Here is a 25,710-nt window from a genome sequence, read left to right on the forward strand (position 1 = left end):
TTCGCGTCGTGTGCCGTACCCAAGGCCGACCGTCACCGCATCGCCCGGGTCTCCCGGGTCGCCTGGGTCGCCGCCCGGGGAGGGGACTCGCCTTCCTCCTCGGGCGACGGCCCGATCTCACCGAGACGGATCTCGCCCCGCCGGCCGCCGCGGGAGCGGACGCGCGGATCGACACCCGAAGAACTCTCAGCGCTCCGCTTCCACCAGGCTCGCGTCCGGGACGGCCGGAGCCTTGGGAGCGGGCCGCAACACCACGAACGCCAGCAGGGCGGCCGCGAGAGTGAAGCCGACACCCACCCAGGAACCGAACGACATGGCCGAGACGAACGCGTCCCTCGCGGTCTCGATCAGCCCCGGGTCCCCCAGCTTCAACGCGCCGCCGATCGAGTCCCGAGCGGCGGCCGGGGCCTCCACGGGCATCGACGAGGTGTAGACGGCGGCCAGCACGCTGCCGAGTACGGCGACGCTCAGCGCCATTCCGACCTGCTGGACGGTGTCGTTGAGCGCCGATCCCACCCCGGCGTGCGCGGGCGGGACCGCCCCCATCAGGGTGGCGTAGGCCGCGGGCCCCGCGAGACCGCCACCGATCCCCATGAGCATGAGACCGGTGATCAGCACGCCGTACCCGGTGTCGCCGGTCATGAAGGCGAGCACGCCGAAGCCGAGGGCCATCACGCTCAGCCCGAGCGCGATCAGCACGCGGTTGCTGATCTTCTGCCCGAGAGCGGCGCCGACCCCGTTGAACAGCGCGGCGGCCACGGCGTACGGCAGCAGCGCCAGGCCGGCCTTCATGGGGCCGTACCCCAGCACGAACTGCAGGTACTGGGTGAGCATCAGCAGCAGGGCTCCCGTACCGAACGACATCAGCACGATCGAGAACGACGACCCGCTGAAGTTGCGTTCGCGGAACAACTCAAGCGGGAGCATCGGGTTGGCCGACCTCAGCTCCCAGATCACGAATCCTCCCAGCGCCAGTACGGCCAGCGCCGCCCCGGCCAGCGTCTCGGGCGAGGTCCAGCCCGCGCCCGGCGCGGAGATGACCACGAAGACCAGGGCGCTCATGCCGACCGTGGACAGCAGCACGCCGAGCGGGTCGAGCCGCCGGGCCGGGCCGCGCGACTCGGGCATCAGCAGCGCCGCGGCGATGATCGCGACGACCGCGACGGGCACGTTGAGCAGGAAGATCGAGCCCCACCAGTAGTGCTCAAGCAGGAAGCCGCCCAGCGTGGGGCCCGCGATCACACCGACCATGGCCACGGCGCTCCACGCGGCGATCGCCTTGCGGCGTTCCTCCTCGTCGAAGACGGTGATCAGGATCGACAGCGTGCTCGGCATGAGGATGGAGCCGCCGACGCCCATCAGCGCGCGGGCGCCGATCAGCTGCCAGGGCTCGGTGACCAGCAGGGTGGTCAGCGAGGCACCGCCGAACAACGCCAGGCCGATGATCAGAAAACGTTTGCGACCGTAACGGTCGGAGAGGCTGCCCGCGGTGAGCAGCAGGCCGGCGAAGACCAGGACATAGGCGTCGATGATCCATTGAATGTCCGCGGGGCCGGCCCCCAGATCGGTCATCAGGGCGGGGATGGCCAGGTTCAGAACGGTGTTGTCCACCACGAGGACCAGCAGGCTCAGGCAGAGCACCCCGAGGATCCACCAACGCCTGGGATCGCGTTCTACTCGCACAGTGTTCGATTCCACTCGCACAGCGTACGACAAACTTGAACAGCGTGCGAATGAATTTATACTGAGCAGGTGAAACAGCCCTTCAGCTCCGTCTGGACCCGTGAACCCCGCGCCACCAAGAGCCCGACGCTCAGCCGTGCGCAGATCGTGCGCGCGGCCGTGGAACTGCTCGACGCCGAAGGGCTGGACGCGCTGAGCATGCGCCACCTGGGCGCCAAACTCGGCTCGGGGGCCACCAGCATCTACTGGCACGTGGCCAACAAGGACGAGCTACTGGAGCTGGTCCTGGACGAGTTCTACGGCGAGTTCAAGGTCCCGGAACCCCAGGAGGCCGACTGGCGGCACACCGCGACCCTCTTCGCCTACGGGATGCGGGAGGCGCTCTTCCGGCACCCCTGGGCGATGTCCCTCGTCGGGACGATGCCCGCCATCGGCCCCAACGCGATGCGGCTCCTGAGCCGGCTGATCGACACCTTCACTCGGGCCGGATTCCCAAAAGCCGAACAGGACTACGCGGCCTCGGCGCTGATGTCCTACGTGGCGGGGGTCACCACACCGGAGATCGCCATGCAGGGCATGCTGGCCAGGTCGGGCACAAGCGTCTGCGAGTGGAACTCGACCATGCGCTCGACGGTGGAGAAGGCCGCGGCCGACCATCCCGAGGTGCTCGCCCACTATGCCGACCACAGCGACATGGATATCAACGCCTCCAGGGCCCTCAGCTTCGACTTCGGCCTGAACTGCATCCTCGACGGCCTGGAGGCGCACCTGAGTCGCCGCGCCCGGCGCGAGGCGTCGCCCTCGCGACCGCAGGAGGCGGTCAGGGACGACGAGCGCACCGTCACCGACTGAGACTCCTCCGGCGAGAGCCGCCGCGATCCGCCGGATCACTTCCCCCGCACGGATACATCGAGATACAGCCGAGCCGAAAGCGCTCGCCCTTTCCTCGAATCTTGGAGGCATGCCATGCGGGCCACTGTCATAAAATACCTTTTGGACCTGCCGTAACACCGATCACTACGAACAGCATGTAAATCATGAGCAGTTCAAACTTACATTCTGATCATATATTCTCGGGTAGTGCTCCCTACAATCGCTGACGTTCTCGCGCTGGACAGCGTCCGCCGAGGCAACCCCCGAGTTGTCGCGGGAGCCGATCGACTGGGCACCCCGGTGCGCTGGGTCCATGTGGGCGAGGTGACCGACATCGCGCACCTGCTGCGCGGTGGCGAACTGGTGCTCACCACGGGCATCGCCCTTCCGGACGACCCGGGCAAGCTTGCCGAATACATCGCCGAGCTGGCCGCCGTCGGCGCGTCCGGGCTGATCGTGGAGATGGGCCGCAAATTCATCGGAGAGTTACCCCACTCCGTGGTCAGATCCGCCGAGGAACACGGTCTGCCTCTGATCACGCTGGCCCGCGAGACACCGTTCGTGCAGATCACCGAATCGGTGCACGCCCGGATCATCGACATCCAACTGGAGGAGCTCCGCGCCTCCGAACAACTCCACGAGGTCTTCACCGAACTGTCGGTCGAGGGCGCGTCCCCCGCCGAGGTGCTCAGCCAGGTCGCCCGGCTCTCCGGGCGCCCGGTCATGCTGGAGAACCTCGCCCACCAGGTCCTGGCCTGCGAGACCGCGGGACGCGACACCGGCAACCTGCTCGCCAGCTGGGAGACCCGCTCCCGCGCCGTGGCACCCGACCTGCGCACCGCCTACGACGCGACCTCCGGCTGGCTGGTCACCATGGTCGGAGCACGAGGGCAGGACTGGGGCCGGCTGATCCTGCTCTGCGACACCGAACCCGGCCCCCGCGACATCGTGCTCGCCGAGCGCGCGGCGACCACCCTCGCCCTGGGCCGCCTGCTGGAGCGCCACCAGGAGTCACTCGAACGCCAGGCCCACGGCACGATCATCACCGGCATCCTGACTCACGCCTACGCCGACCCCGAGGAGGCCGCGGCCCGCGCCCGCGCGGTCGGCGTACCGCTCACCGGCCGCAAGCTGATCAGCGTGGTGCTCCGCCTGGCCGAGTCGCCGGAGAACCCGTGGGACGGCCAGGAGCAGCTCGCCAGGCTCGGCGAGCTGGCCGAGGCCACCGCGGCCGCCTGCCGCGAGGCTCGTCTCCCCGCCCTGATCGGCGCTCTGGACCAGAACCGCGTCGGCGTCCTGCTCCCCCTGCCTCCACGCACGTTCGCCGAGCCCACCCTGACCTCGCTCGCCGACCACCTGCGCAAGACCTTCGCCACCCCCTTCGTCCTCGCCGCGGGCTCGGTGGTCGAGTCGATCCGCGACGTACGGCGAAGCTTCCTGGAGGCCGAGCAGGTCGCGGACGTGGCCGTCAGGCAGCCCGACGGCCGGGCCTTCTACCGTCTGCCCGACCTTCGCCTGCGGGGCCTGCTCCACCTGTTACGCGACGACGCCCGCCTGCAGACCTTCGCCGAACGCGAACTGGGCCCCCTGCTGGCCCACGACGCCCAGCGCGGCGGCGACCTCACCCGAATCCTGCGCATCTACCTGGACGCCGGCCGCAACAAGGCCGTCTCCGCCCAGAAAGCCCACCTGTCGCGGCCCGCCTTCTATGACCGGCTCCGCAGGCTGGAACGCATCCTCGACACCGATCTGGACGATGTCGAGTCCTGTCTCTCCCTCCACGTCGCCCTCATGGCGCTGGAGTCCTTCCGGAGAGACAATCCCCGCGTCTGAAAGGCCCCCATGCCCGAGATTCTCGTCCCCGAGACCGCCGACCTGGCTCGTATGGTCACCGCCGCGGGGGCGTTCTCCGTACCCACCTCCGACGTACGGCTGTCGCCTGACGAGCTGGACCCCGCCCAGATCCTCGCGGGCTCGCCGCGTGTCTCATCGATCGAGTTGTGGTCCTCTCCCGACGGCACGCAGAGCCGGGGCATCTGGGAGATCACCCCCGGAACGGTGACCGACGTGGAACACGACGAGGTGTTCGTGGTCCTGTCCGGTCGCGCCACCGTGGAGGTCGAGGGGGGCGCGACCGTCGAACTCGTCCCGGGTTCGGTCTGCCTGCTCGCCGACGGCGCCAAAACCGTCTGGACGATCCACGAGACCCTCCGCAAGGTGTACCACTCCACCGGCTGATCACAATGGCGGCGCAGGCCGTACGGAATCCGGATTCCGTACGGCCCTGCTTGAACCACCTGTCTGATTGCCTGCGCGTGTTATCCGCGCCTGATTAACCGTGTCTGTCGGATGCGGGGTCCATGCGAATGGCGTCACCTGCGCAGATGTGAAGATCCCAGCGGCGCGGTCGCGCCAGGATCACACCGAAGATGAAGCCCAGGACCATGCTTGCGATGATCACGATGAGAATGCTCAGCCCCATGACGGCTGCCTCTCGGAAAGATGTGCCGCTTGATCTGAAAGGACGCGGCCTACTGCACCGTAGCGCCGTGCTCCCGCCCTCGCAGGGAAACGATGAGGACTAACCCCTATTGACCAGGGTGGATAGCCCGGCTGGGACCGTCATGGATCACCCGGGTTCCGTCTTTTTCCGTATGATCTCGCATGGGGAATGAACTTTCTTGGACCGTTTCGCGTGTTTCGCTCCCCTCGACAGGAAGATCTCGACACGATGGTGCACCGGAGTCAGGTCACTTACGGGGAGAGATAAAGATGTCGCGACGTATCGTTGCCGGATTTACGGTCCTGGCGCTCGCCGCCACAACCATTCCAGCCGAAGCCGACCAGGCGAGTTTAAGATTTCCCTCATCGGCGTTCCCGCTCGGTACGAGCATGGCCCCTGCCAAGAAGCAGCGCAGCGTGGCGCCTGGAATTAACCTTTTTAGTGTGAAAAACGGCAAATCAACCCAAGGGTGGACGGTGTCGGTGTTGATGCCCAACGGGCACGACGACGGCAACCTTGTCAACGCACAGGCGAAGGCCGCCGCCGTGGAAGCCGCAGGATTCACCCCCAGCATCTTGCGGATCGTGCAGCCCGCCGCCGCGGACGCTCCCGCCGTGGAGCGATACATGGTCCGGATCGGGCTGTGGACTCTCAAGCAGCGAGCCAAGGCCGACGAGCTGGTGAAGGAGCTCAAGGAGTACGACATCAAGGCCAAGGCCGACTATCTCGGTGACGACGGCACCGAGACCACCGGACCGTGGAACATGAGCGTCCTGATGGTGGACCCGAAGGTTTTCAAGGGATCCTTCAAGACCAGCGTCGGCAAGAACGTGGCCGCGCGGGAGACCGTCAGCTCGATGTCCAAGCTCACCGGTGCCATCGCCGGGGTCAACGGCGGCTTCTTCAACATCCACACGGCCAAGACGCTCCAGGGCGACCCGATGGGCGTTTCCGTGGTGGGTGGCAGGCTTCTCAGCGAGGCGGTGCCCGGCCGTACCGGTTTGGTCATCACCGGAGGACGCAAGGCCTGGATCACCGAGCTGAAGACGACCGTCACCGCGACCTCCTCCGACAGGACGAGAACCCCGGTCCACGGCGTCAACCGGGCCGCGGGCGCGGACGAGCTCGTTCTCTACACCGGTGAGTTCGGCGCCAAGACACTGGCAGACGGGGGCATCGAGGCGGTGATGGACGCCCAGGGCAAGGTCGTCAACGTCCGCCAGGCCGGCGGCGTCGTCGCGCGTGGCCACTCCGTGCTTCACGGCACCGGCGTCATGGCCCTCTGGCTCCAGGAACACGCCCTGGAAGGCTGGACGATGAGAGTGGACAGCAAGGTCATCGACCTGCGGACGCAGAAAGCCGTACCGCTCACCCCCGACACGTACGTGATGGGAGGCGGTGTCGGGCTCGTCAGGAACGGCCGGGTACGGGTCACCGCACTGGCGGACGGCCATGCCTCAATCAACATGATGCTCCGCCGCCACCCGCGCACGATGGTGGGCATCACCCAGTCCGGCGGGTTGATCCTGGCCACAGTGGACGGCCGCAACCCGGGTGTCACCGTGGGCGCCTCAATGGTGGAGGCCGCTCAGCTGATGCGCTGGCTGGGCGCCAAGCAGGCCATCAACTTCGACGGCGGAGGATCCAGCGCGTTGGTCGTCGGTCACAAGGCCGTCAACCGGCCGTCCGACGGCGCCGAGCGAACCGTGGGCGACGGCCTGTTCATCACTCCCTGACCGATCGCGTGTGATTCCCCGAGTGCCAGGTCATCACCGTCATGGCCTGGCACTCGAGCGGGACGACCGAAAGCACCGGTGCCCGCCGGCCGCGGCAGCCCTGCGAGAAAAGCGGACGACTTCACGCGGAGCACGAAACGGCCGGCCCGGGAAAGGGTCCCGGGCCTGATCTGAGAAAGAGCCGTAGGGAAAGCCTTTGGCTTTCGGCATGAACGCGGGAAAGGAGTCCCGGCCCGAGCCCAGGAAGAACCCCAGCGCCCAGGGAAACCCCGCGGCTCCGCGCGGAGGATCCGCAGGAAAAACCACCAGGAAACCCCCAGGGAAAACCCCCAAGAGGAAAAACCCTCCGAGGAACCCCGGGAAAGCCCCCGGAGAACAAAACGGGGCCGGAAATGAAAGAAGGGCCACCCCGCATGGGGTGACCCTTCTCAAAGATTGTCCGGCGGCGACCTACTCTCCCACACCGTCCCCGGTGCAGTACCATCGGCGCTGAAGAGCTTAACTTCCGGGTTCGGAATGTAACCGGGTGTTTCCCCTTCGCCATAACCGCCGTAACACTATGAAACTATCAACACCACACACCCCCACATAATCCCTACCAGTGGGGGGCGGTGTTTGCTGTTTCAGAATCACATAGTGGACGCGGGCAACATCAATTCCTGCCAATGAACCTTGGTCACGCGCTGCTCCGGACCCGGCGAAGAGTACAGAGCGCAGCGACAACCACCATCACCACACAGAAACGATTGCTTTGTGGTCAAGTCCTCGGCCTATTAGTACCGGTCAGCTCCACACGTTACCATGCTTCCACCTCCGGCCTATCAACCCGGTCGTCTCCCGGGGGCCTTACCCACTCACGTGGTGGGAGACCTCATCTCAAGGCGAGCTTCCCGCTTAGATGCTTTCAGCGGTTATCCCTTCCGAACGTAGCCAACCAGCCATGCTCCTGGCGGAACAACTGGCACACCAGAGGTTCGTCCGTCCCGGTCCTCTCGTACTAGGGACAGCTCCTTTCAAGTCTCCTGCGCGCGCAGCGGATAGGGACCGAACTGTCTCGCGACGTTCTAAACCCAGCTCGCGTACCGCTTTAATGGGCGAACAGCCCAACCCTTGGGACCTACTCCAGCCCCAGGATGCGACGAGCCGACATCGAGGTGCCAAACCATCCCGTCGATATGGACTCTTGGGGAAGATCAGCCTGTTATCCCCGGGGTACCTTTTAGCCGTTGAGCGACGGCGCTTCCACATGCCACCGCCGGATCACTAGTCCCAGCTTTCGCTCCTGCTCGACCCGTCGGTCTCACAGTCAAGCTCCCTTGTGCACTTACACTCGACACCTGATTACCAACCAGGCTGAGGGAACCTTTGGGCGCCTCCGTTACTCTTTAGGAGGCAACCGCCCCAGTTAAACTACCCACCAGACACTGTCCCTGATCCGGATCACGGACCGAAGTTAGACGTTCAAAACGACCAGAGTGGTATTTCACCAATGACTCCACCACCACTAGCGTGATAGCTTCAAAGTCTCCCACCTATCCTACACAAGACGTTCCAAACGCCAATGTCAAGCTGTAGTGAAGGTCCCGGGGTCTTTCCGTCCTGCTGCGCGTAACGAGCATCTTTACTCGTAGTGCAATTTCGCCGGGTCTGCGGTTGAGACAGCGGGGAAGTCGTTACGCCATTCGTGCAGGTCGGAACTTACCCGACAAGGAATTTCGCTACCTTAGGATGGTTATAGTTACCACCGCCGTTTACTGGCGCTTAAGTTCTCAGCCTCGCACACCGAAGTGCGCTAACCGGTCCCCTTAACGTTCCAGCACCGGGCAGGCGTCAGTCCGTATACATCGTCTTACGACTTCGCACGGACCTGTGTTTTTAGTAAACAGTCGCTTCCCCCTGGCCTCTGCGACCCCCACCAGCTCACAAAGCAAGTCTGATCACCAGCGGAGGCCCCCCTTCTCCCGAAGTTACGGGGGCAATTTGCCGAGTTCCTTAACCACAGTTCACCCGATCGCCTTGGTATTCTCTACCTGACCACCTGAGTCGGTTTGGGGTACGGGCCGCCACGACACTCACTAGAGGCTTTTCTCGGCAGCATAGGATCACCCACTTCGCCACAATCGGCTCGGCATCACATCTCAGGATTACATGAGAGGCGGATTTGCCTACCTCTCTCCCTACATGCTTACCCCAGGACTACCATCGCCTGGGCTGGGCTACCTTCCTGCGTCACCCCATCGCTTACCTACTACCAGTTCAGGCCAGGCGTTCAGCCTCACCCCTACACACCCCGAAGGATGCAAACGAGGGACTTAAGGACCCTTAGTATCACTGGATTCAGTATTGGCGCATCGTAGCGGGTACGGGAATATCAACCCGTTGTCCATCGACTACGCCTGTCGGCCTCGCCTTAGGTCCCGACTTACCCTGGGCGGATTAGCCTGGCCCAGGAACCCTTGGTCATCCGGCGCAGAAGTTTCTCACTTCTGATTCGCTACTCATGCCTGCATTCTCACTCGCACGGCCTCCACGACTAGATCACTCTGCCGCTTCGCCGGCCGCACGACGCTCCCCTACCCATCCACACACCTAAACCACAAAGGCTCAGCATACGTGTGAATGCCACGACTTCGGCGGTGTACTTGAGCCCCGCTACATTGTCGGCGCGGAATCACTTGACCAGTGAGCTATTACGCACTCTTTCAAGGGTGGCTGCTTCTAAGCCAACCTCCTGGTTGTCACTGCGACTCCACATCCTTTCCCACTTAGCACACGCTTAGGGGCCTTAGTCGGTGGTCTGGGCTGTTTCCCTCTCGACTACGGAGCTTATCCCCCGCAGTCTCACTGCTGCGCTCTCACTTACCGGCATTCGGAGTTTGGCTGACGTCAGTAACCTTGTCGGGCCCATTAGCCATCCAGTGCTCTACCTCCGGCAAGAAACACGCAACGCTGCACCTAAATGCATTTCGGGGAGAACCAGCTATCACGGAGTTTGATTGGCCTTTCACCCCTAAACACAGGTCATCCCCCAGGTTTTCAACCCTGGTGGGTTCGGTCCTCCACGCGGTCTTACCCGCGCTTCAACCTGCCCATGCCTAGATCACTCCGCTTCGGGTCTACAGCATGCGACTCAAACGCCCTATTCAGACTCGCTTTCGCTACGGCTCCCCCACACGGGTTAACCTCGCCACACACCATAACTCGCAGGCTCATTCTTCAAAAGGCACGCAGTCACATCACAAACAAAGCAAGCTTTGTTTACGCTCCTACGGCTTGTAGGCACACGGTTTCAGGTACTATTTCACGACCCCTCACCGGGGCGCTTTTCACCTTTCCCTCACGGTACTTGTTCACTATCGGTCATCAGGGAGTATTTAGGCTTACCAGGTGGTCCTGGCAGATTCACACAGGATTTCTCGGGCCCCGTGCTACTTGGGATCCCCTCAAACAGTCCAACCGATTTCGCCTACCCGACTCTCACGGTCTGTGGCGCCCCTTCCCAGAGGCTTCGACTATCGAAAGGATTTTTTACTGTTTGCAGAAACGGCAGTTCCTGCTAGAGGGTCCCACAACCCCGCCCGCGCAACGCCTGCCGGCTATCACACGCGAACGGTTTAGCCTGTTCCGCTTTCGCTCACCACTACTCACGGAATCACTATTTGTTTTCTCTTCCTACGGGTACTGAGATGTTTCACTTCCCCGCGTTACCACCAGCCGCCCTATACATTCAGGCGGAGGCAACACCACATGACTGGTGCTAGGTTTCCCCATTCGGACATCCCCGGATCAACGTCTGGTTGGCGACTCCCCGGGGCTTAACGCAGCCTCCCACGTCCTTCATCGGCTCCTGATGCCAAGGCATCCACCGTGTGCCCTAAAAAACTTGGCCACAAAGATGCTCGCGTCCACTATGCAAATCTCAAACAACAAACAGCGACCGTATCCACCCCACCACCAGACACCCGGGTAAACACCCGAACCGATGTGGCAGGAGAACGGTCCCGCTACCGAGGAACCAACGGTGTTCACCGTCTTACGACAGACAGTGAACGAGGTGCGGGCCGGCACCGCCCAACGGCGATGCCCTCCGCACCCGGTCCGTTTCCTCAGGACCCAACAGTGTGTCCGAACCCATCCGTGCTCCCTGAGCGGTCTTCCCACTCCTGTCCCCCCACAGGGGTTCAGGCGGTACCAACCGACCCGGGCGAGACCCAGATCATCCGATTAGCCAGTGCTCCACTAATGAGCGTGTCACGCAGGAAACATTCGCCCCTGACCGTGACGTAGACCCCGCAGCTTGCGCTGCACGGTCGGTGCTCCTTAGAAAGGAGGTGATCCAGCCGCACCTTCCGGTACGGCTACCTTGTTACGACTTCGTCCCAATCGCCAGCCCCACCTTCGACCGCTCCCCCCAGCAAGCTGGTTGGGCCACGGGCTTCGGGTGTTGCCGACTTTCGTGACGTGACGGGCGGTGTGTACAAGGCCCGGGAACGTATTCACCGCAGCGTTGCTGATCTGCGATTACTAGCGACTCCGACTTCATGGGGTCGAGTTGCAGACCCCAATCCGAACTGAGACCGGCTTTTAGGGATTCGCTCCACCTTGCGGTATCGCAGCCCTCTGTACCGGCCATTGTAGCATGTTTGCAGCCCAAGACATAAGGGGCATGATGACTTGACGTCATCCCCACCTTCCTCCGAGTTGACCCCGGCAGTCTCCAATGAGTCCCCAACCACCCGAAGGTGTTGCTGGCAACATTGAACAAGGGTTGCGCTCGTTGCGGGACTTAACCCAACATCTCACGACACGAGCTGACGACAGCCATGCACCACCTGTCACCCGATCCGAAGAGGCACCCATCTCTGAGTGTTTCCGGGCAATGTCAAGCCTTGGTAAGGTTCTTCGCGTTGCGTCGAATTAAGCAACATGCTCCGCCGCTTGTGCGGGCCCCCGTCAATTCCTTTGAGTTTTAGCCTTGCGGCCGTACTCCCCAGGCGGGGCGCTTAATGCGTTAGCTACGGCGCGGAAACCGTGGAAGGTCCCCACACCTAGCGCCCAACGTTTACAGCGTGGACTACCAGGGTATCTAATCCTGTTCGCTCCCCACGCTTTCGCTCCTCAGCGTCAGGTAAGGCCCAGAGAACCGCCTTCGCCACCGGTGTTCCTCCTGATATCTGCGCATTTCACCGCTACACCAGGAATTCCGTTCTCCCCTACCTACCTCTAGCCAGCCCGTATCGAATGCAGACCTGGAGTTAAGCCCCAAGCTTTCACACCCGACGTGACAAGCCACCTACGAGCTCTTTACGCCCAATAATTCCGGACAACGCTTGCGCCCTACGTATTACCGCGGCTGCTGGCACGTAGTTAGCCGGCGCTTCTTCTGCAGGTACACGTCAACTTCGTCCCTGCTGAAAGAGGTTTACAACCCGAAGGCCGTCATCCCCCACGCGGCGTCGCTGCGTCAGGCTTTCGCCCATTGCGCAATATTCCCCACTGCTGCCTCCCGTAGGAGTCTGGGCCGTGTCTCAGTCCCAGTGTGGCCGGTCGCCCTCTCAGGCCGGCTACCCGTCGTCGCCTTGGTAGGCCGTTACCCCACCAACAAGCTGATAGGCCGCGAGTCCATCCCTGACCGAAAAACTTTCCACACCCACCCCATGCGAGGAGGTGTCGTATCCGGTATTAGACCCAGTTTCCCGGGCTTATCCCAGAGTCAGGGGCAGGTTACTCACGTGTTACTCACCCGTTCGCCGCTCGAGTACCCCGAAGGGCCTTTCCGCTCGACTTGCATGTGTTAAGCACGCCGCCAGCGTTCGTCCTGAGCCAGGATCAAACTCTCCAAACAATGTCTGAAAAAGTTCACCCCAGCTGAAAGCACCCGCCCCTCACACAAGAGGGGCGCGTGTATCAACCAAAGGAATCCGTCCCCCACCCGAAGGGTGGGATGAACGGGGTTGTGCATCATGCACTGGCTTTTAACACACTGTTGAGTTCTCAAGAAACGGACGCGTACACCGGAGTGACCAGGCCCATCGGGGCCGACCATCCGGGGCGTTCGTTGTGTTTTCTGTTGTGCTGTGTTCGTTTCTGTGTTCCGATCTTAGCAGGCCCGCCCGGTCCGAGTGAAATCGGCGCTTGCGCATCCGTTTCCATCGAACCCGCGAAATCCGCTAGGATCTCGAGCACCCTGTTTCCAGGGCAACCCCTCTAACTTACTCCGACATCCGTTCCTTGTCCAATCGGACTTCGGCGGGACGCACGCGCCCCAACAGAGGAAGGTGATCAGAGGGGCTCCCGAGGTCTTGGCGATCTCCGCCAACCCCCTCGGGCCTGTGAACTCTATGTTTGACATCCACCCCCGTCAAATCAGCGGCCACTCGACAGGAGACGTGTTTCTCTCCCATCGGGTAGGGATCCGGTATGACGGACCAAAGGCCTATGCCCCGAGTACTCATCGTGCTGCTCTGCACCGCGGGTGTCGTGGTCACGTTGGCCGGCATCAGAGAGATCGGGTCGATCGTCGGCCCCGTGCTGCTGGCCCTGGTGCTCGTCCTCGCGGTCTCCCCGGTCAGGACCTGGCTCCAGAAACACGGCGCGCCCGGGTGGACGCTGGTCGCGGTCCCACTGATCATCGTGCTGTCCGTGCTCCTGGGCATGGTGGCGATCCTGACCGTCGCGGTCGTGCAGATGGCCACCCTCGCCCCCACCTACGACACCCAGTTCAACCAGCTCGTCGTCGAGGCGCAGCGACTGGCCGGCAGACTCGGCATCGGCACCAAGCAGATGAACGAGGCGCTCACGTCGTTCGACCCCGGCAAGATCTTCGAGCTCGCGCAGGGGGTCCTGTCCGGACTGCTCAACGCGTTCTCGGCCCTGATTCTTGTCATCGTCCTGCTCCTTGCCATGTGCCTGGACGCGCAGGCGTTCTCGCGAGTCCTCTCCATGGGCACGGCCCGCAGGCCGAAGCTCATCGGCGCGCTCGGCGACTTCGCCCGGAAGACCCGGCGGTATCTCCTCGTGTCGACGGTGTTCGGGCTGGTCTGTTCCGCGCTGGACGTGACCGTGCTCTGGCTGCTGGGCGTGCCGCTCCCTCTGCTCTGGGGGGTGCTGGCGCTGATCACCAACTACATCCCGAACATCGGCTTCGTCATCGGGCTGATCCCGCCGGCCCTGCTCGGACTGCTCGAAGGCGGGCCGAAGACGATGATCTTCGTGATCATCGCTTACATGCTGATCAACTTCGTGGTGCAGTCGCTCATCCAGCCCAAGTTCCTCGGAGACGCCGTAGGACTGTCCACGACCGTGACGTTCCTGTCCCTCATCCTGTGGACCTTCGTCCTCGGCCCGCTCGGCGCGCTCCTCGCCATCCCTCTCAGCCTGCTGGCCCGCACCTTGTTGATCGACAGCGACCCCGACGGTGATTGGGCCGCCGCGCTCATCTCCGGAGAGGTCCCTCCCGGCAGGGGGACGAAGGCGAATTCCCCGCACGTAGCCTGAGGCCATGTATCGCGAGTGGGCGCCGGTCCCGAAGCTGGCCGGACGGGTGGTCTGTGTCTGGACGCAGGAGGCCACCTCGGCCGGAACGCAGCCGGTCGTGCCCGACGGTTGCGTCGATCTGATCTGGGGTCCGGAGGGGCCGCAGGTCGCGGGACCGGACACCGGGCCGATGCCCGTCCTGATGTCCCCCGGTGACCGCTACGCGGGGGTCCGGTTCCGCCCGGGCAAGGTGGGTGAGGTGTTCGGTGTTCCGGTCGACGCCCTGCGTGACCTGCGGGTGCCGTTGTCCGAGCTGGACGTGCTGACCGAGCTGACGACCGAGACCCTCCTGGAGACGTCGGCCGTGCGGCCGGATCGGGCCGGGGACACCCGGCAGGCCCCGGCCATGACGCCGGAGTCGATCGTCGGAGCCATGCAGCGGGCGCTGGCCGTACGGATGCGCGCGACGCCCGAGCCCGATCCCGCCGCCGCGGCGATCGCGGCGGCGTTGCGGACGGGACGGAGCGTCGGGGAGGTGGCCTGGGAGCTGGGTCTCGGCGAGCGGCAGCTCCACCGCCGGTCGCTGCGCTCCTTCGGATACGGCCCCAAGATGCTGCAGCGGGTGGTCAGGTTCCAGCGGGCGCTGAGGCTGGCCAGGCTCGGCGTCACACCGGCCGAGGTGGCGGTGGCCAGTGGATACGCCGACCAGGCGCACCTGGCCAACGAGGTCCGGCGGCTGGCGGGCATGTCCCTGAGCCGGTTGGTCGGCCGGCCGTAGACGCCTGGGCGCACCGGCAGGCGTGCGCCTTCGGTCCGGGAACACAGGCGTCCGGCGGCAGGACGCGAACTCCTTCACCGGCCGCCCCGCCCCGTACGGGGTCGCGTCAGTCGTCCGATCGACCGGGGGCCGTGGGCAGCCGGGTCAGCTCGATGCCGAAGTGGTCACGGTAGGCGGCGAACGTCGCCTCGTCGGTGTCCAGGTGCCGCTCGCGGCGGTCGTCCCCCACGGTCTCGACGAGCGACCTGTCGCTCAGCGTGACGCGCCCCCGCTCGGTGAGCAGCGAGCACACGAGCGAGCGGGTGAAGTGCGAACGGGGTGAGGTCTGGTGCCACCAGCAGGTCGGCACGAAGTCCGCCGGCACGCGTGGCCGCTGCTCGAGCCGGTATTCGAGCGCGCCGTCCTTCAGCACGTCGAGATCGCCCTCCGCCGTCTCGACGACGCGGAAGGTTCCACCGGGGTCGGCCTGGTCGGTGCGGAGGTCGAGGCGGAGGGGATGGTGGCTGAACGCGCCGAAGCCGACGTCGACGAGCCAGAGACCGGTGTCCGGGCCGTTCACCCGCAGCGCGACATGGGCGAAGGGCGGGCCGAGCGAACCGTCACGGCCGGCCACCTGGGCGGACAGCATGGTCACCTGGTATCCCAGCGAGCGGAGCAGTACGGCGAACGCGCCGTTGAGCTCGTAACAGAAGCCACCGCGGCGCCTGTCCACCACCTTCTCGACCAGGGCCTGGTCGTCGAGCACGACGGGTTCGCCGAGATGGATGCTCAGGTTCTCGAAAGGCACCGCCAGCAGGTGGAGCAGTTGCAGCTCGCGTAGCGACTCGGCATCCGGGCGCGTGGGCCGGGAGGCGCCGATCCGCTTCAGGTATCCGTCCATGGTCGGGATTCACTCACATGGAGGACCGCCGCGCCACCGGGAAAGTTCAGCGGTGGGCTCGTCCGGCCGTACTCGGCCGGGCGGTCACACGGAGCCGGGCGGTCACACGGAGCCGGGCGGTCACACGGAGCCGGTCGATCGAGCGCGGCCACCCTGCCGGCGTCAGGCGGTCACCATCTCCACCGCTCCTCCGCTCACCCGGGTACGGCCGTCCGGGGAGCCGATCGACACCTTCAGCGTGCTCGGCCGTCCCATGTCCACCCCCTGGATGATCGTGAACTCGGAGGAGCCGGTTCCCAGGACGCGGAGGTAGCCCCCGAAGGCGGCGGCCGCGGCCCCGGTCGCGGGGTCCTCCACGACGCCCCCGACCGGGAACGGGTTGCGTGAGTGGAACCGTTCGTCGTTCTCGCGCCAGAACAGGTTCACCGTCGTCCAGCCGTTGCGCGTCATCACCGACCTCAGCCCGTCGAAGTCGTAGTGGAGGTCGGACAGGCGTTTCCGGGAGGCCGCGGCGAGCATGAGGTGCTCCACCCCGCCGAAGGCGACGTGCGGCGGGAAGGCGGGGTCGAGGTCGGCGTGCGACCAGCCGAGGGCGGTGAGCGCCTCGGCCAGCGCCTCCTCGCCCACGGGGCGGGAGTGGGTGGGCACGCTGGTGAGCGTGGCGAGGATCGTGTCGTCGGCGATCTCTGTGTTCACGACGATCTCGCCCGCGTTGGTGTCGAAGACCAGCCTCCCGGTCCCGAGGCGCTCGGCCAGGACCACCGAGGTGGCGATCGTGGCGTGCCCGCAGAAGTCGACCTCCGCCGAGGGGGCGAAGTAGCGGACCCGGAAGGCGCGGCCGTCGTCCTCGCGGCGGGTCACGAAGGCCGTCTCGGAGTATCCGACCTCGGCGGCGACGGCGAGCATCTCCGCGTCGGAGAGCTCGCCGGCGTCAAGGACGATCCCCGCGGGGTTCCCGCCCTCCGGCTCATGGGTGAAGGCGGTGTAGCGCAGGATGTTCACGGTGTTCGTCACAGTCAACGGAACCTAGCACCCGCCTGCCCGGGCGCTTTCGGGATGGCCTTCCGACCCGCCCGAAAGCGCCCGGGCAGGACCGGGATCAGGCCGCCGCCGGGATGGTCGCCGGCGGGGGCGTTTCCTTGGGTTCGTCGTAGGCCTTGGAGACGCGGCGGCCCCAGGGCATGGTCATGGCCAGGATCGGCAGGAGCACGATGGAGCACTGGGCCCAGACCGAGTGGAGCTCTCCCCACTCCAAGCCTTGGTACTGGGTCATGTAGATGTAGCCGTAGGCGGCCCAGAAGGAGGCCCCGAGGATGGTGAGCCAGGCGAAGCGGGTGGGCCGGGCGACGAGGAACGGCATGAACCACAGGAGGTACTGCGCGCCCATTCGGGGGGTGACGACCATGAAGGCGAGAAGCACGGCCGTGGTGAAGTCGATCGGGTCGGCGCGGCGCCAGAGGAAGGCCACCACCACCAGGGTGACGTAGATCAGTCGCGTGCCGAACGTGGCGATCCCCTGGTCGAGTGTCCAGTCGCCGCCGACCAGGATGGCGCTGTAGCCCCATTCTCCGACGATCGGGCGGATGTCCTGGATCACCCGGATGACCTCGGGGAGCTGGTTCAGCGAGGTACCGGCGAAGATCGGCAGGGTGACCAGGAAGAAGACCGGCGCGATGCCGGTGGCCACGAACGCGACGACCCGGGCACGGAAGGTCGGAAGGAACAGGAGCATGCCGGGAATCAGCCAGATGGGCCAGCTCTTGGCGCACAGGGCCAGGCCCATCAGCAGACCGGCGAACAGCGCGCGGCGCAGGACGGGCTTCTCGTCGGGACGCGAGGCGAGGGCCTGGCGTGTCACACCACCGGCGGATCCGGCGGCGTGCCGCAGGGCACCGACGAGGCCATTGGCCGAGACGCTCTGCCGTACCATCGCGACCAGGTCGTTGGTCATGCCCGGCCGGTCGGGGTTCCCCGGGCCTCGGGCGACGACGAACGCGGCCACGCCGAAGGCCAGCGCGACCGGTTCGACCTGGCCGTGGACGGAGGCGACGAGGATGCCCACCGGGTTGCAGGCGTACTGGAAGGCGCGCAGCGACGCCTTGGAGCCCCCGGCGAGCTTGCCGACCAGCGGGATCAGCACGATGTCGGCCACCACGGTGACCAGCCGTCCGGCGATCTCCCACGGGATGCCCAGCCAGAGCAGCAGGCCATAGACGTACGGGATGGTCGGCAGGAAGTGCCAGCCGCCGTTGCTCCCGAGGACGGGATCCTGGTGGTTCAGGATCGCCTCGCCCGCGGGTTTGAAGCTGTTGATGAAGTCGACGGGTTGCCATTCGCTCTTCGCCGAAGTGATCATGATGAGCACCCGGAAGGCTATTCCGACCGCGAGCACGACGAGGAGCGGGGGGCGCCAGCCTTTCCACTGGGCGACCAGAGCGAGCACGACACCTGTGACGAGGACGGACCCCGTGAGAATTGCGTAGTCCATGACGGCCACCAGCCTGCCGGAAGTGGTGACCGACCAGCTACTCGGTCTTCAAAACGAGACCAGTCTCCTAGATTTTGTCGCCCGGCGCATTTTTTCGGTGACGGTGAGTGATGGAACCCTTCGGGGAGGAGCCGGGGGCGCGTGTGCCGTTCCAGGCAGGCGCCACCCGCGAGTGGCATGCTCCAGGCCGGCGGCCCCGGGACGGATGCGCTCGTGGGCGTGGCGGGAGACCGTTCAAACGACCGGTGAGGCGATGCGCCCGCGGGAGCCGGGCACGTGCCCGCCCGGTGAATCCGCTACAGGGCCTTGATCCCCGTCGCCTGCTTGCCCGTCGGCCCGTCCGCGACCGTGAAGGAAACCTTCTGGCCCTCGCTGAGCGTCGTGAGGGTCTGCGTCATGATCTGGGAGAAGTGCACGAAGACGTCCTCACCGCCGTCGTCTGGAGTGATCCAGCCAAACCCCTTGGAGTCGTTGAACGACTTCACCGTGCCGGTCATGTGGAGCCTTCCAGTGATCATGACGTATCCGGAACATCATCCAACAAAAACCCCATTGAGGACAGGGGACAGTGGATCGGCTCCGCCGTCCCCGGGGAAACCTCGCCGCCGGGAGTCCGTCTCTCCCGGCGGCGAGGGGCTTCAGCCCAGGCCGTTGAGGTAGGCCCGGTGGCTGCGGGAGAACTCGAAGGCGTTGTACCTGTCCCAGTTGATCGACCAGGTCATCAGGCCGCGCAGGTTCGGGTAGACGCCGCGGGGCCTGTACGACCCGCAGTTCGTTCCCTTGGCCAGGCAGTCGAAGGCCTTCTGGACCTCGGGCACCGTGGTGAAGCCGTTGCCCGCGAAGGGCGCGGCGGGCAGGCCGATGGCGACCTGGTCCTGGCGCAGGGCGGGGAAGACGTTGTTCGGGTTCCCCGCGATCGGGAAGCCCGCGAGAAGCATGTCGGTCATCGCCACGTGGAAGTCGTGGTTGCCCATGGTGTGGTACTGGTTGTCGAGCCCGACGATCGGCCCGGAGTTGTAGTCCTGGACGTGCAGCAGGGTCAGGTCACCCCGCATCGCGTGGATGACGGGCAGGTAGGACGCGGCCCGCCGGTCGGCCGAGCCGTTCGGTCCCGGACCGTAGAACTGGTAGCCGAGCTGGACGAAGAACGTCTCGGGGGCCATGGTCAGGACGAACCTCGAACCGTACCTGGCCTTGAGCGACTTCAGCGCGGAGATCAGGTTGACGATCACCGGGGTGGTGGGGCTGGCGAGGTTGGTGTCACCGTTGTCGAGGTAGAGCGAGTGGCCCTCGAAGTCGATGTCCAGACCGTCGAGGCCGTATTTGTCGATGATGGCGCTCACCGACTGGACGAACTTGTCCCGGGCCGCCGTCGTGCTCAGCTGGACCTGGCCGTTCTGGCCGCCGATCGAGATCAGCACCTTCTTGCCGAGGGCCTGCTTGGCCCGGATCCCGGCGATGAACTCGGCCTCGGACTCGACGTTGGGGCACTCGGCGACCGGGCACTGGGCGAACCGGATGTCACCCGAGGTCACCGAGGTCGGCTCGCCGAAGGACAGGTTGATGACGTTCCACTCGTTCGGAACGTCGGCCATCCGGATGTAGCCGGAGCCGTTGGCGAACGAGGCGTGCAGGTAGCCGACCAGCACCCGCTTGGGCAGGTCGCCGGGAGGCGGCGCGGTGGTGACGGTCGCGGAGACCTGGCCGGACCTGGCCGACTCCCCGGCGGAGTTGGAGGCGCTCACCTGGTAGGTGTGCGTGCCCGCGCCGGGGGTGTCGGTGTAGGAGGTCGCGGTGGGCGCGGCGACCTTCGTCCCGTTGCGGTAGACGTTGTAGGCGGTCGCCCCCGAGGAGGCGTTCCACCTCAGCGAGACGTTCGTACCGCTGACGGTCGCGGCCAGCCCCGACGGCACGGGCGGAAGCTGCGGCTGGCCGGTGCCGATCGTCACGGAGACCGCGCCGGACCTGGCCGACTCGCCCGAGGCGTTGGTCGCGCTCACCTGGTAGGAGTGCGTGCCCGTGCCGGGGCTCTCGGAGAAGGTGGTCCCGGTGGCGGTGCCGACCCTGGTGCCGTTGCGGTAGACGGTGTAGGCGGTCGCGCCCGCGGAGGCGCTCCAGCTCAGCGAGGCGGTGGTGGCGTTGCCGGTGCCGGTGAGCCCGGTGGGCGTGGCCGGGGGCTGCCCCTGTCCGGCCGCGCCGTCCAGCACGACGTCGTCGGCCTGGTAGACGCCCTGGCCGTACCAGCCGTTGACGTAGATCGTCACCGAGGTGGTGGAGGCCCCGGTGGTGAACGTGGTGGACAGCTGGGCGTAGGCCGACGGTGAGGACGTCCAGGTGCTGAGGTCGGTGCCCCCGGTGCCGGTCGCGCCGAGGAAGACGTAGCCGCCCCTGACCCAGGCCGACAACGTGTAGGACGAGGACGGCCTCACGCTGACCGTCTGCCGGCAGCGCGCGGTGTCGTTTCCGGCGGGTGTGGCCTGCAGTGCCCTGGTGCCGCCGTGCACCGGCGAGGACACCGCCGCCGCGCCCGAGGTCGCCGTACAGGTCCAGCCGGCCAGATCGTTCTCGAAGCCGGGGTTGACCGCGACGTTGGCGGCGTGGGCGGGCGACGCGGCGAGCATCGTCCCGCCCAGCGCCAGTACGGCCACCGCCGCGAGTTTTCTGAGACGCATCGGAATTCCAGGGCGGAGACCCTCGGCTCGGCCGAGAGCGGGACGCCCCTGCCTCCCTTCGTTTACGGTCGTGCTCGGGTTTTCGATGATCTTCGTGGCCGGGCGGCCTCCGCTGGCGCGGGGATACGGCCCGCACCCCGTGCACGGGGTGCGGGCCGTATCGGCTAGAAGCCCGCGGTGATGCGGGTGAACTCCCAGTCGGTCTGGGCGATGCCGCTGCAGGTGGAGGTCACGCCGCCGCCGGGGCAGGGGCGGTCGCGGTTGACCGCCCAGTACGCCAGGCGGGTGAGGCCCTTGGACCTGGCCCAGTCGCGGATCTGGGTCCAGGTCGCCGGGGTGGTCAGCTCCTGCTGGTCGGACAGGCCGTTCATGCCGGAGATGCCCATCCGGGAGTAGGCCTGGGCGTCGGTCCAGCCGTTGGCGGCCTTCAGGGCGTTCTTCAGACCCTCGGAGGCGTTGACCGTGCTCTGGTACATGTTGGCGCCGCCGCCGAAGTCGAACGGCATGATCGTGTAGTTGTCGATCGGCACGGCCAGCGCCTTGGCCTGGTTGATCAGGCGGATGCCGGCGGCCGTCGGGCCGGTGGTCGAGGTGCCGAAGGTGACGGCGATCTTGACGTTGGGGTTGTTCTGCTTGACGATCTTCAGGCCGTTGAGGATCCGGTCCTGGACGGTGTAGTTCTCGAACTCGTCGGTGTTCTCGATGTCGAAGTCGACCACCGCGGGGCCGACGGCGTTGATGACCTGCTGCACGGCGCCGGCGAACGCGGCCGGGGTGGAGCAGTTCGGGCCGAGCTTGTTGCCCGACCAGCCGCCGAAGGAGATCTGGACGCTGCCGCCCGCGGCCTTGATCTGCGAGACCGCCTGCGCGTCCGCGCCGCCGGTCAGGGGGCGGTTACCGTCCCAGGCGGGGGTACAGCCGCCGCCGGACAGGATGAACGCCATGGTGAAGGACTTCACGCCGGTGGCGTTCATGACCGTGGCCGGGTTCGGCGGGCTGCCCCAGCCCATGTAGAGGTAGGGGGCGCCGGCCATCTTGCCGCCTGCCGGGGGGTTGGTGCAGCCGGTGGTGGTGGCGCTCGCCGGGGCGCTGGCGGCCGACTCGCCCTGGGCGTTGTAGGCCCTGACGGTGTAGGTGTGCGAGGTGCAGGCGCCGAGCGAGCCGACGGTGGCGCCGGTCCCGGTGACCTGGGCCCGCTGCGTGGTGCCCTCGTAGACGCGGTAACCGGTGACGGTGCCGCTGGAGGCGCCCCACGACAGGGAGATCGAGGAGTTGGTGGTGCCGGAGACCGACGGGGCTCCGGGCGTGCCCGGGGTACCGGGGTTGGGCGGGGTGCCGCCGGCACAGGACGCGCCGTTGAGGGTGCAGTTGGACGGGGTGGCGCTGCCGGGGCTGCCGTTGAAGCCGAAGCTCGCGGTCGCACCGGGGGCCAGGGTGCCGTTCCAGCCGACGTTGGTGAAGGTGAAACGCTGCCCGCTCCGGCTCATCGAGGCGTCCCAGAACGAGCCGATGTTGGCCCCGGACGGCAGATCGAAGGCCACCGACCAGCCGTTGAGCGTGGTCGTGCCGCCGTTGGTGACCGTGTACTTGCCCTCGAAGCCCGTGCCCCAGTTGGAGACCTTGGTGAACACGGCGGTGGGGGGCGCCGCGAACGCGGGGGCCGCGACCAGTGACAGGCCGGCTGACATGCCGAGCGCGGCCAGGACCGCGATCGCCGTTCGACGTAATCTCATGGCTTTTCCTCGGTTGGGGGGGTGCGAGGTGGGGGGTGCGAGGTAGTGGGGGTGCGAGGTTCGGGGCCTGCCCGGCCGGGTCGTGAGGTGCCGGGCAGGTCCGGGGACGTCGGGGTCGGCGGGCGGCTAGGGCAGGGTGGCCAGGTGGGGCTTGACGGTCCTGGAGAAGTTCCAGTTGTTGGAGGCGTCCCAGTTGATCGACCAGGTCATGGCGCCGCGGATCCCCGGGTAGGCGCGGGGCGGCACGAAACTTCCGCAGTTGGTCCGGGTGGCCAGACAGGTCAGCGCCTGGTTCACCAGGGAGGGGGCGACGATTCCGCCGCCGGCCGCGCCGGGTCCGGCGGGCAGGCCGAGTGCCACCTGGTCGGGGCGCAGGCCGTTCTCCAGCTGGATGCAGGCCAGCGCGGTCATGAAGTTGACCGTGCCCTGCGAGTAGGCGGCCATCTGGTCGCAGCCGAGCATCGAGCCGGAGTTGTAGAACTGGGTGTGGACGACGGTGAGGATGTCCTTGATGTTCAGCGCGAGCTTGAAGTACTCCCCGCCGGTGGACTGCATGTCGATGGTCTGCGGCGCCATCGTGATGATCAGGTTCGCGCCCGCCTTCGCGCGCAGCGCCCGCAGCGCCTGGCCCATGTAGGTGGCGTTGAGGCCGTTCTCCAGGTCGATGTCCACGCCGTCGAAGCCGTAGCTCTGCATCAGGGCGTAGACGGTGTCGGCGAACGTGGTCGCCGCGGTGGCACTGGCCACCTGGACGCGGCCCAGCTCACCGCCGACCGAGAGGATGACCTTCTTGCCGCGTGAGTGGAGCGTCTGCACGTCGGCCTTGAACTGGGCGTCGGTGTAGCCGCCGAGGGAGGTCGACAGGCCGGGGTCGACGCCGAAGACGACCTCTCCCGGGGTGGCCGTGGCCTCACCGAAGGAGACCGCGACGAGGTCGTACTCGTTGGGAACGGCCGACAGCCTGAGCTCGACGGCGGCGTTGTTGAAGTTGTGCCAGTAGCCGGTGAGGAAGTGCTTGGGCAGCGGGCCGACGGTGCAGCCGGTGGTGGTCGCGCTCGCAGGGTCGCTCTTCGTGCTCTCGCCGGTGGCGTTGTAGGCGGCGACGGTATAGGTGTGCGACTCGCAGGTGCCCAGGCCGGAGATGGTGGCGCCGGTTCCGGTGACGGTGGTCTTCAGGGTCGTGCCCTCGTAGACCCGGTAACCGGTGACCGTGCCGCTGGAGGCACCCCAGCTCAATGTGATGGCGTTCGCGCCGCCGGTCGCGGTGGGGGTGCCGGGCCTGCCGGGAACCTGGATCGTGGTGCCGCCGCCGCAGGCGGCGCCGTTGAGGGTGCAGTTGGACGGGGTGACACCGCCGGGGCTGCCGTTGAAGCCGAAGCTCGCGGTCGCGCCGGGGGCCAGGGTGCCGTTCCAGCCGACGTTGGTGAAGGTGAAACGCTGCCCGCTCCGGCTCATCGAGGCGTCCCAGAACGAACCGATGTTGGCCCCGGACGGCAGATCGAAGGCCACCGACCAGCCGTTGAGCGTGGTCGTGCCGCCGTTGGTGACCGTGTACCTGCCCTCGTAGCCGGAACCCCAGTCGGAGCCCTTGGTGAACACGGCGGTGGCGGTGGCGGCCTGTGCCGGGAGCGCGACCATCATCGTCAGGACGATGGCCGCCAGGGCGACGAGAGATCGGGCGATGACGCGAAACTTCACGTTAACCTCATGCATTCACTGGGGGGTGACCGTACGGCTTGCGCACACGCGGGGGGTGCTCGGAGGCGGACACGGGCGCAGGCCGTACGGCGTGATGGGCGCGGCTCCGCCCGCGCGAAGGGCCGGATCGCGCCGTCGACCAGCGCGGACCGCCCGCCACGACGTCGGCGAGGGTGCGGCCGGATCAGATGTTCTGGCCGGTCAGGACCATCGTCAGGTCGTCCCTGGGCGTGCGCCTGTCCTCGAACCACGAGCCCGCTCGGAGGTCCCGGCGAAAGTGGCCGTGGCGGCTGCCGCGCTGGCACCGCGAGGCGTGAACGGCTCTCGCGGGAGGCTTGCAGCCGCAGTCAGGAAGAGTAAGGGAAAGGTGCGCCGCATGATCGCTCCCATGAAGGGGGAATCTGGGGGGTGAGACGTCCGGACGGTCGGACCTTCTGCGGTGACGACTGCCACCATCGAGTTTCCGCAGCTTGAAATCGGGACCACTGGGGGCGAACGGGCCATTGGGACTCCCATTCGGTATTTCTTTTAGGAAAGTTTCCTAAGAGTTGCCGCGATCGTAGCTTTGACAGACTCCTCCCACAAGGCCCAAAAATGGTGATTTCCAACGAGCCAGCTAGGCACGTTCCAAATACGGGGCCCTGATGCCGGATTCGACTCGGGCCGGGCCGTCGGCGAGCGCCTCGGACAGTGGCTCGCGGACCGGATCGGGCACCTCTGCGTCACGCGCGGCGAAACAGATCACCGGCCACGGCGTCGTTTCGAGACGGCCCTTGTCGGAACCGGCCTCCGGATGGGCCACGACCGACCCCGGCTTCGGCGCCGGACCGAGTGACCGGCCCGTCTCAGCCTTGGAGCGGGTTGCGGGTGACCAACCCCGGAAAACGGCTGAAGTCACGATCCACGGTCCATAGCTCACGGACTCCGTGCGCGATGCACAGTGCCGCGATCCGTGCGTCGTGAACCATCGGACCCGCGACCTTGCCCGCCTCCAGCAGTGCCCGAAGGGTCTCCCAGTGGTTGTCCGCCTCACCGATCGTGACGAGGGACGGCGACCCCAGCCAGGCGTCGATCTGCGCGAGCGCCTCCGTCGTGGTGCTCGGCGGCGCGTACACGCGAGGATGGGTCACGACATCGATCCCGCGATTTCATGATTGCCTGGATGCCTTCGATCGGGCCCGCGACGAGAC

At 66.1% G+C, this 25,710-nt stretch carries 15 protein-coding genes and 3 rRNA genes; 6 read left to right on the top strand and 12 right to left on the bottom strand.

The window, feature by feature from the left end; translation table 11 throughout:
* Positions 1-186: 186 nt before the first annotated feature.
* Positions 187-1,698: an MFS transporter gene (locus J2853_RS25120; RefSeq protein ID WP_307561976.1), complete on the bottom strand. Its 1,512-nt coding sequence runs from the start codon at positions 1,696-1,698 to the stop codon at positions 187-189.
* A 54-nt stretch (positions 1,699-1,752) separates the two neighbouring features.
* Between J2853_RS25120 and J2853_RS25125 the strand changes: the two genes are divergently transcribed.
* From J2853_RS25125 to J2853_RS25140, 4 genes are all read left to right on the top strand, one after another.
* Positions 1,753-2,535: a TetR/AcrR family transcriptional regulator gene (locus tag J2853_RS25125; protein WP_307561978.1), complete on the top strand. Its 783-nt coding sequence runs from the start codon at positions 1,753-1,755 to the stop codon at positions 2,533-2,535.
* A gap of 228 nt (positions 2,536-2,763) precedes the next feature.
* On the top strand, positions 2,764-4,389 hold the full coding sequence (locus tag J2853_RS25130; protein ID WP_307561980.1) for a PucR family transcriptional regulator: 1,626 nt from the start codon (positions 2,764-2,766) through the stop codon (positions 4,387-4,389).
* Positions 4,390-4,398: 9 nt separating this feature from the next.
* Positions 4,399-4,794 carry a cupin domain-containing protein gene (locus J2853_RS25135; RefSeq protein ID WP_307561982.1) on the top strand — a complete coding sequence of 132 codons (396 nt, stop codon included), beginning with the start codon at positions 4,399-4,401 and terminating at the stop codon, positions 4,792-4,794.
* Between the two features lie 741 nt (positions 4,795-5,535).
* Positions 5,536-6,795 (top strand): phosphodiester glycosidase family protein, encoded by a 1,260-nt coding sequence (locus J2853_RS25140; RefSeq protein ID WP_307561984.1) that lies wholly within the window; start codon positions 5,536-5,538, stop codon positions 6,793-6,795.
* A gap of 437 nt (positions 6,796-7,232) precedes the next feature.
* Here the strand turns inward: J2853_RS25140 and rrf are convergent.
* The 3 genes from rrf to J2853_RS25155 form a co-directional block, all read right to left on the bottom strand.
* Positions 7,233-7,349: ribosomal RNA gene (gene rrf, locus J2853_RS25145) — 5S ribosomal RNA — on the bottom strand.
* Positions 7,350-7,548: 199 nt separating this feature from the next.
* Positions 7,549-10,684, bottom strand: a 23S ribosomal RNA gene (locus tag J2853_RS25150).
* Between the two features lie 435 nt (positions 10,685-11,119).
* A 16S ribosomal RNA gene (locus J2853_RS25155) occupies positions 11,120-12,640 on the bottom strand.
* The 16S, 23S and 5S rRNA genes sit together here, the layout of an rRNA operon.
* Positions 12,641-13,233: 593 nt before the next feature.
* Here J2853_RS25155 and J2853_RS25160 point away from each other — a divergent pair.
* Together J2853_RS25160 and J2853_RS25165 are read left to right on the top strand one after the other, a co-directional pair.
* Positions 13,234-14,292 carry an AI-2E family transporter gene (locus tag J2853_RS25160; protein ID WP_307561989.1) on the top strand — a complete coding sequence of 353 codons (1,059 nt, stop codon included), beginning with the start codon at positions 13,234-13,236 and terminating at the stop codon, positions 14,290-14,292.
* Positions 14,293-14,296: 4 nt separating this feature from the next.
* Entirely contained in the window at positions 14,297-15,049 is a 753-nt protein-coding gene (locus J2853_RS25165) for a helix-turn-helix transcriptional regulator (protein ID WP_307561991.1), read from the top strand.
* 106 nt (positions 15,050-15,155) lie between these two features.
* On the opposite strand, the gene J2853_RS25170 is transcribed toward J2853_RS25165, so the two are convergent.
* The 8 genes from J2853_RS25170 to J2853_RS25205 all read right to left on the bottom strand — a co-directional run bounded on the left by J2853_RS25170 (position 15,156) and on the right by J2853_RS25205 (position 25,650).
* On the bottom strand, positions 15,156-15,929 hold the full coding sequence (locus tag J2853_RS25170; RefSeq protein ID WP_307561993.1) for an arylamine N-acetyltransferase family protein: 774 nt from the start codon (positions 15,927-15,929) through the stop codon (positions 15,156-15,158).
* Between the two features lie 162 nt (positions 15,930-16,091).
* Positions 16,092-16,943 (bottom strand): PhzF family phenazine biosynthesis protein, encoded by an 852-nt coding sequence (locus tag J2853_RS25175; RefSeq protein WP_307561995.1) that lies wholly within the window; start codon positions 16,941-16,943, stop codon positions 16,092-16,094.
* An 85-nt stretch (positions 16,944-17,028) separates the two neighbouring features.
* Positions 17,029-18,417: a hypothetical protein gene (locus tag J2853_RS25180; RefSeq protein ID WP_307561997.1), complete on the bottom strand. Its 1,389-nt coding sequence runs from the start codon at positions 18,415-18,417 to the stop codon at positions 17,029-17,031.
* Positions 18,418-18,713: 296 nt separating this feature from the next.
* Entirely contained in the window at positions 18,714-18,935 is a 222-nt protein-coding gene (locus tag J2853_RS25185; protein WP_307561999.1) for a cold-shock protein, read from the bottom strand.
* A 120-nt stretch (positions 18,936-19,055) separates the two neighbouring features.
* Complete coding sequence (locus J2853_RS25190; protein WP_307562001.1) at positions 19,056-21,089, bottom strand: carbohydrate binding domain-containing protein; 2,034 nt, start codon at positions 21,087-21,089, stop codon at positions 19,056-19,058.
* A gap of 164 nt (positions 21,090-21,253) precedes the next feature.
* Complete coding sequence (locus J2853_RS25195) at positions 21,254-22,822, bottom strand: cellulose binding domain-containing protein (protein WP_307562003.1); 1,569 nt, start codon at positions 22,820-22,822, stop codon at positions 21,254-21,256.
* Between the two features lie 126 nt (positions 22,823-22,948).
* On the bottom strand, positions 22,949-24,520 hold the full coding sequence (locus J2853_RS25200; protein ID WP_307562005.1) for a chitinase: 1,572 nt from the start codon (positions 24,518-24,520) through the stop codon (positions 22,949-22,951).
* 845 nt (positions 24,521-25,365) lie between these two features.
* Positions 25,366-25,650: a PIN domain-containing protein gene (locus J2853_RS25205; protein ID WP_307562007.1), complete on the bottom strand. Its 285-nt coding sequence runs from the start codon at positions 25,648-25,650 to the stop codon at positions 25,366-25,368.
* Positions 25,651-25,710 lie beyond the last annotated feature (60 nt).

Origin of the sequence: Streptosporangium lutulentum (assembly GCF_030811455.1) — a bacterium.
GTDB classification, from domain to species: domain Bacteria; phylum Actinomycetota; class Actinomycetes; order Streptosporangiales; family Streptosporangiaceae; genus Streptosporangium; species Streptosporangium lutulentum.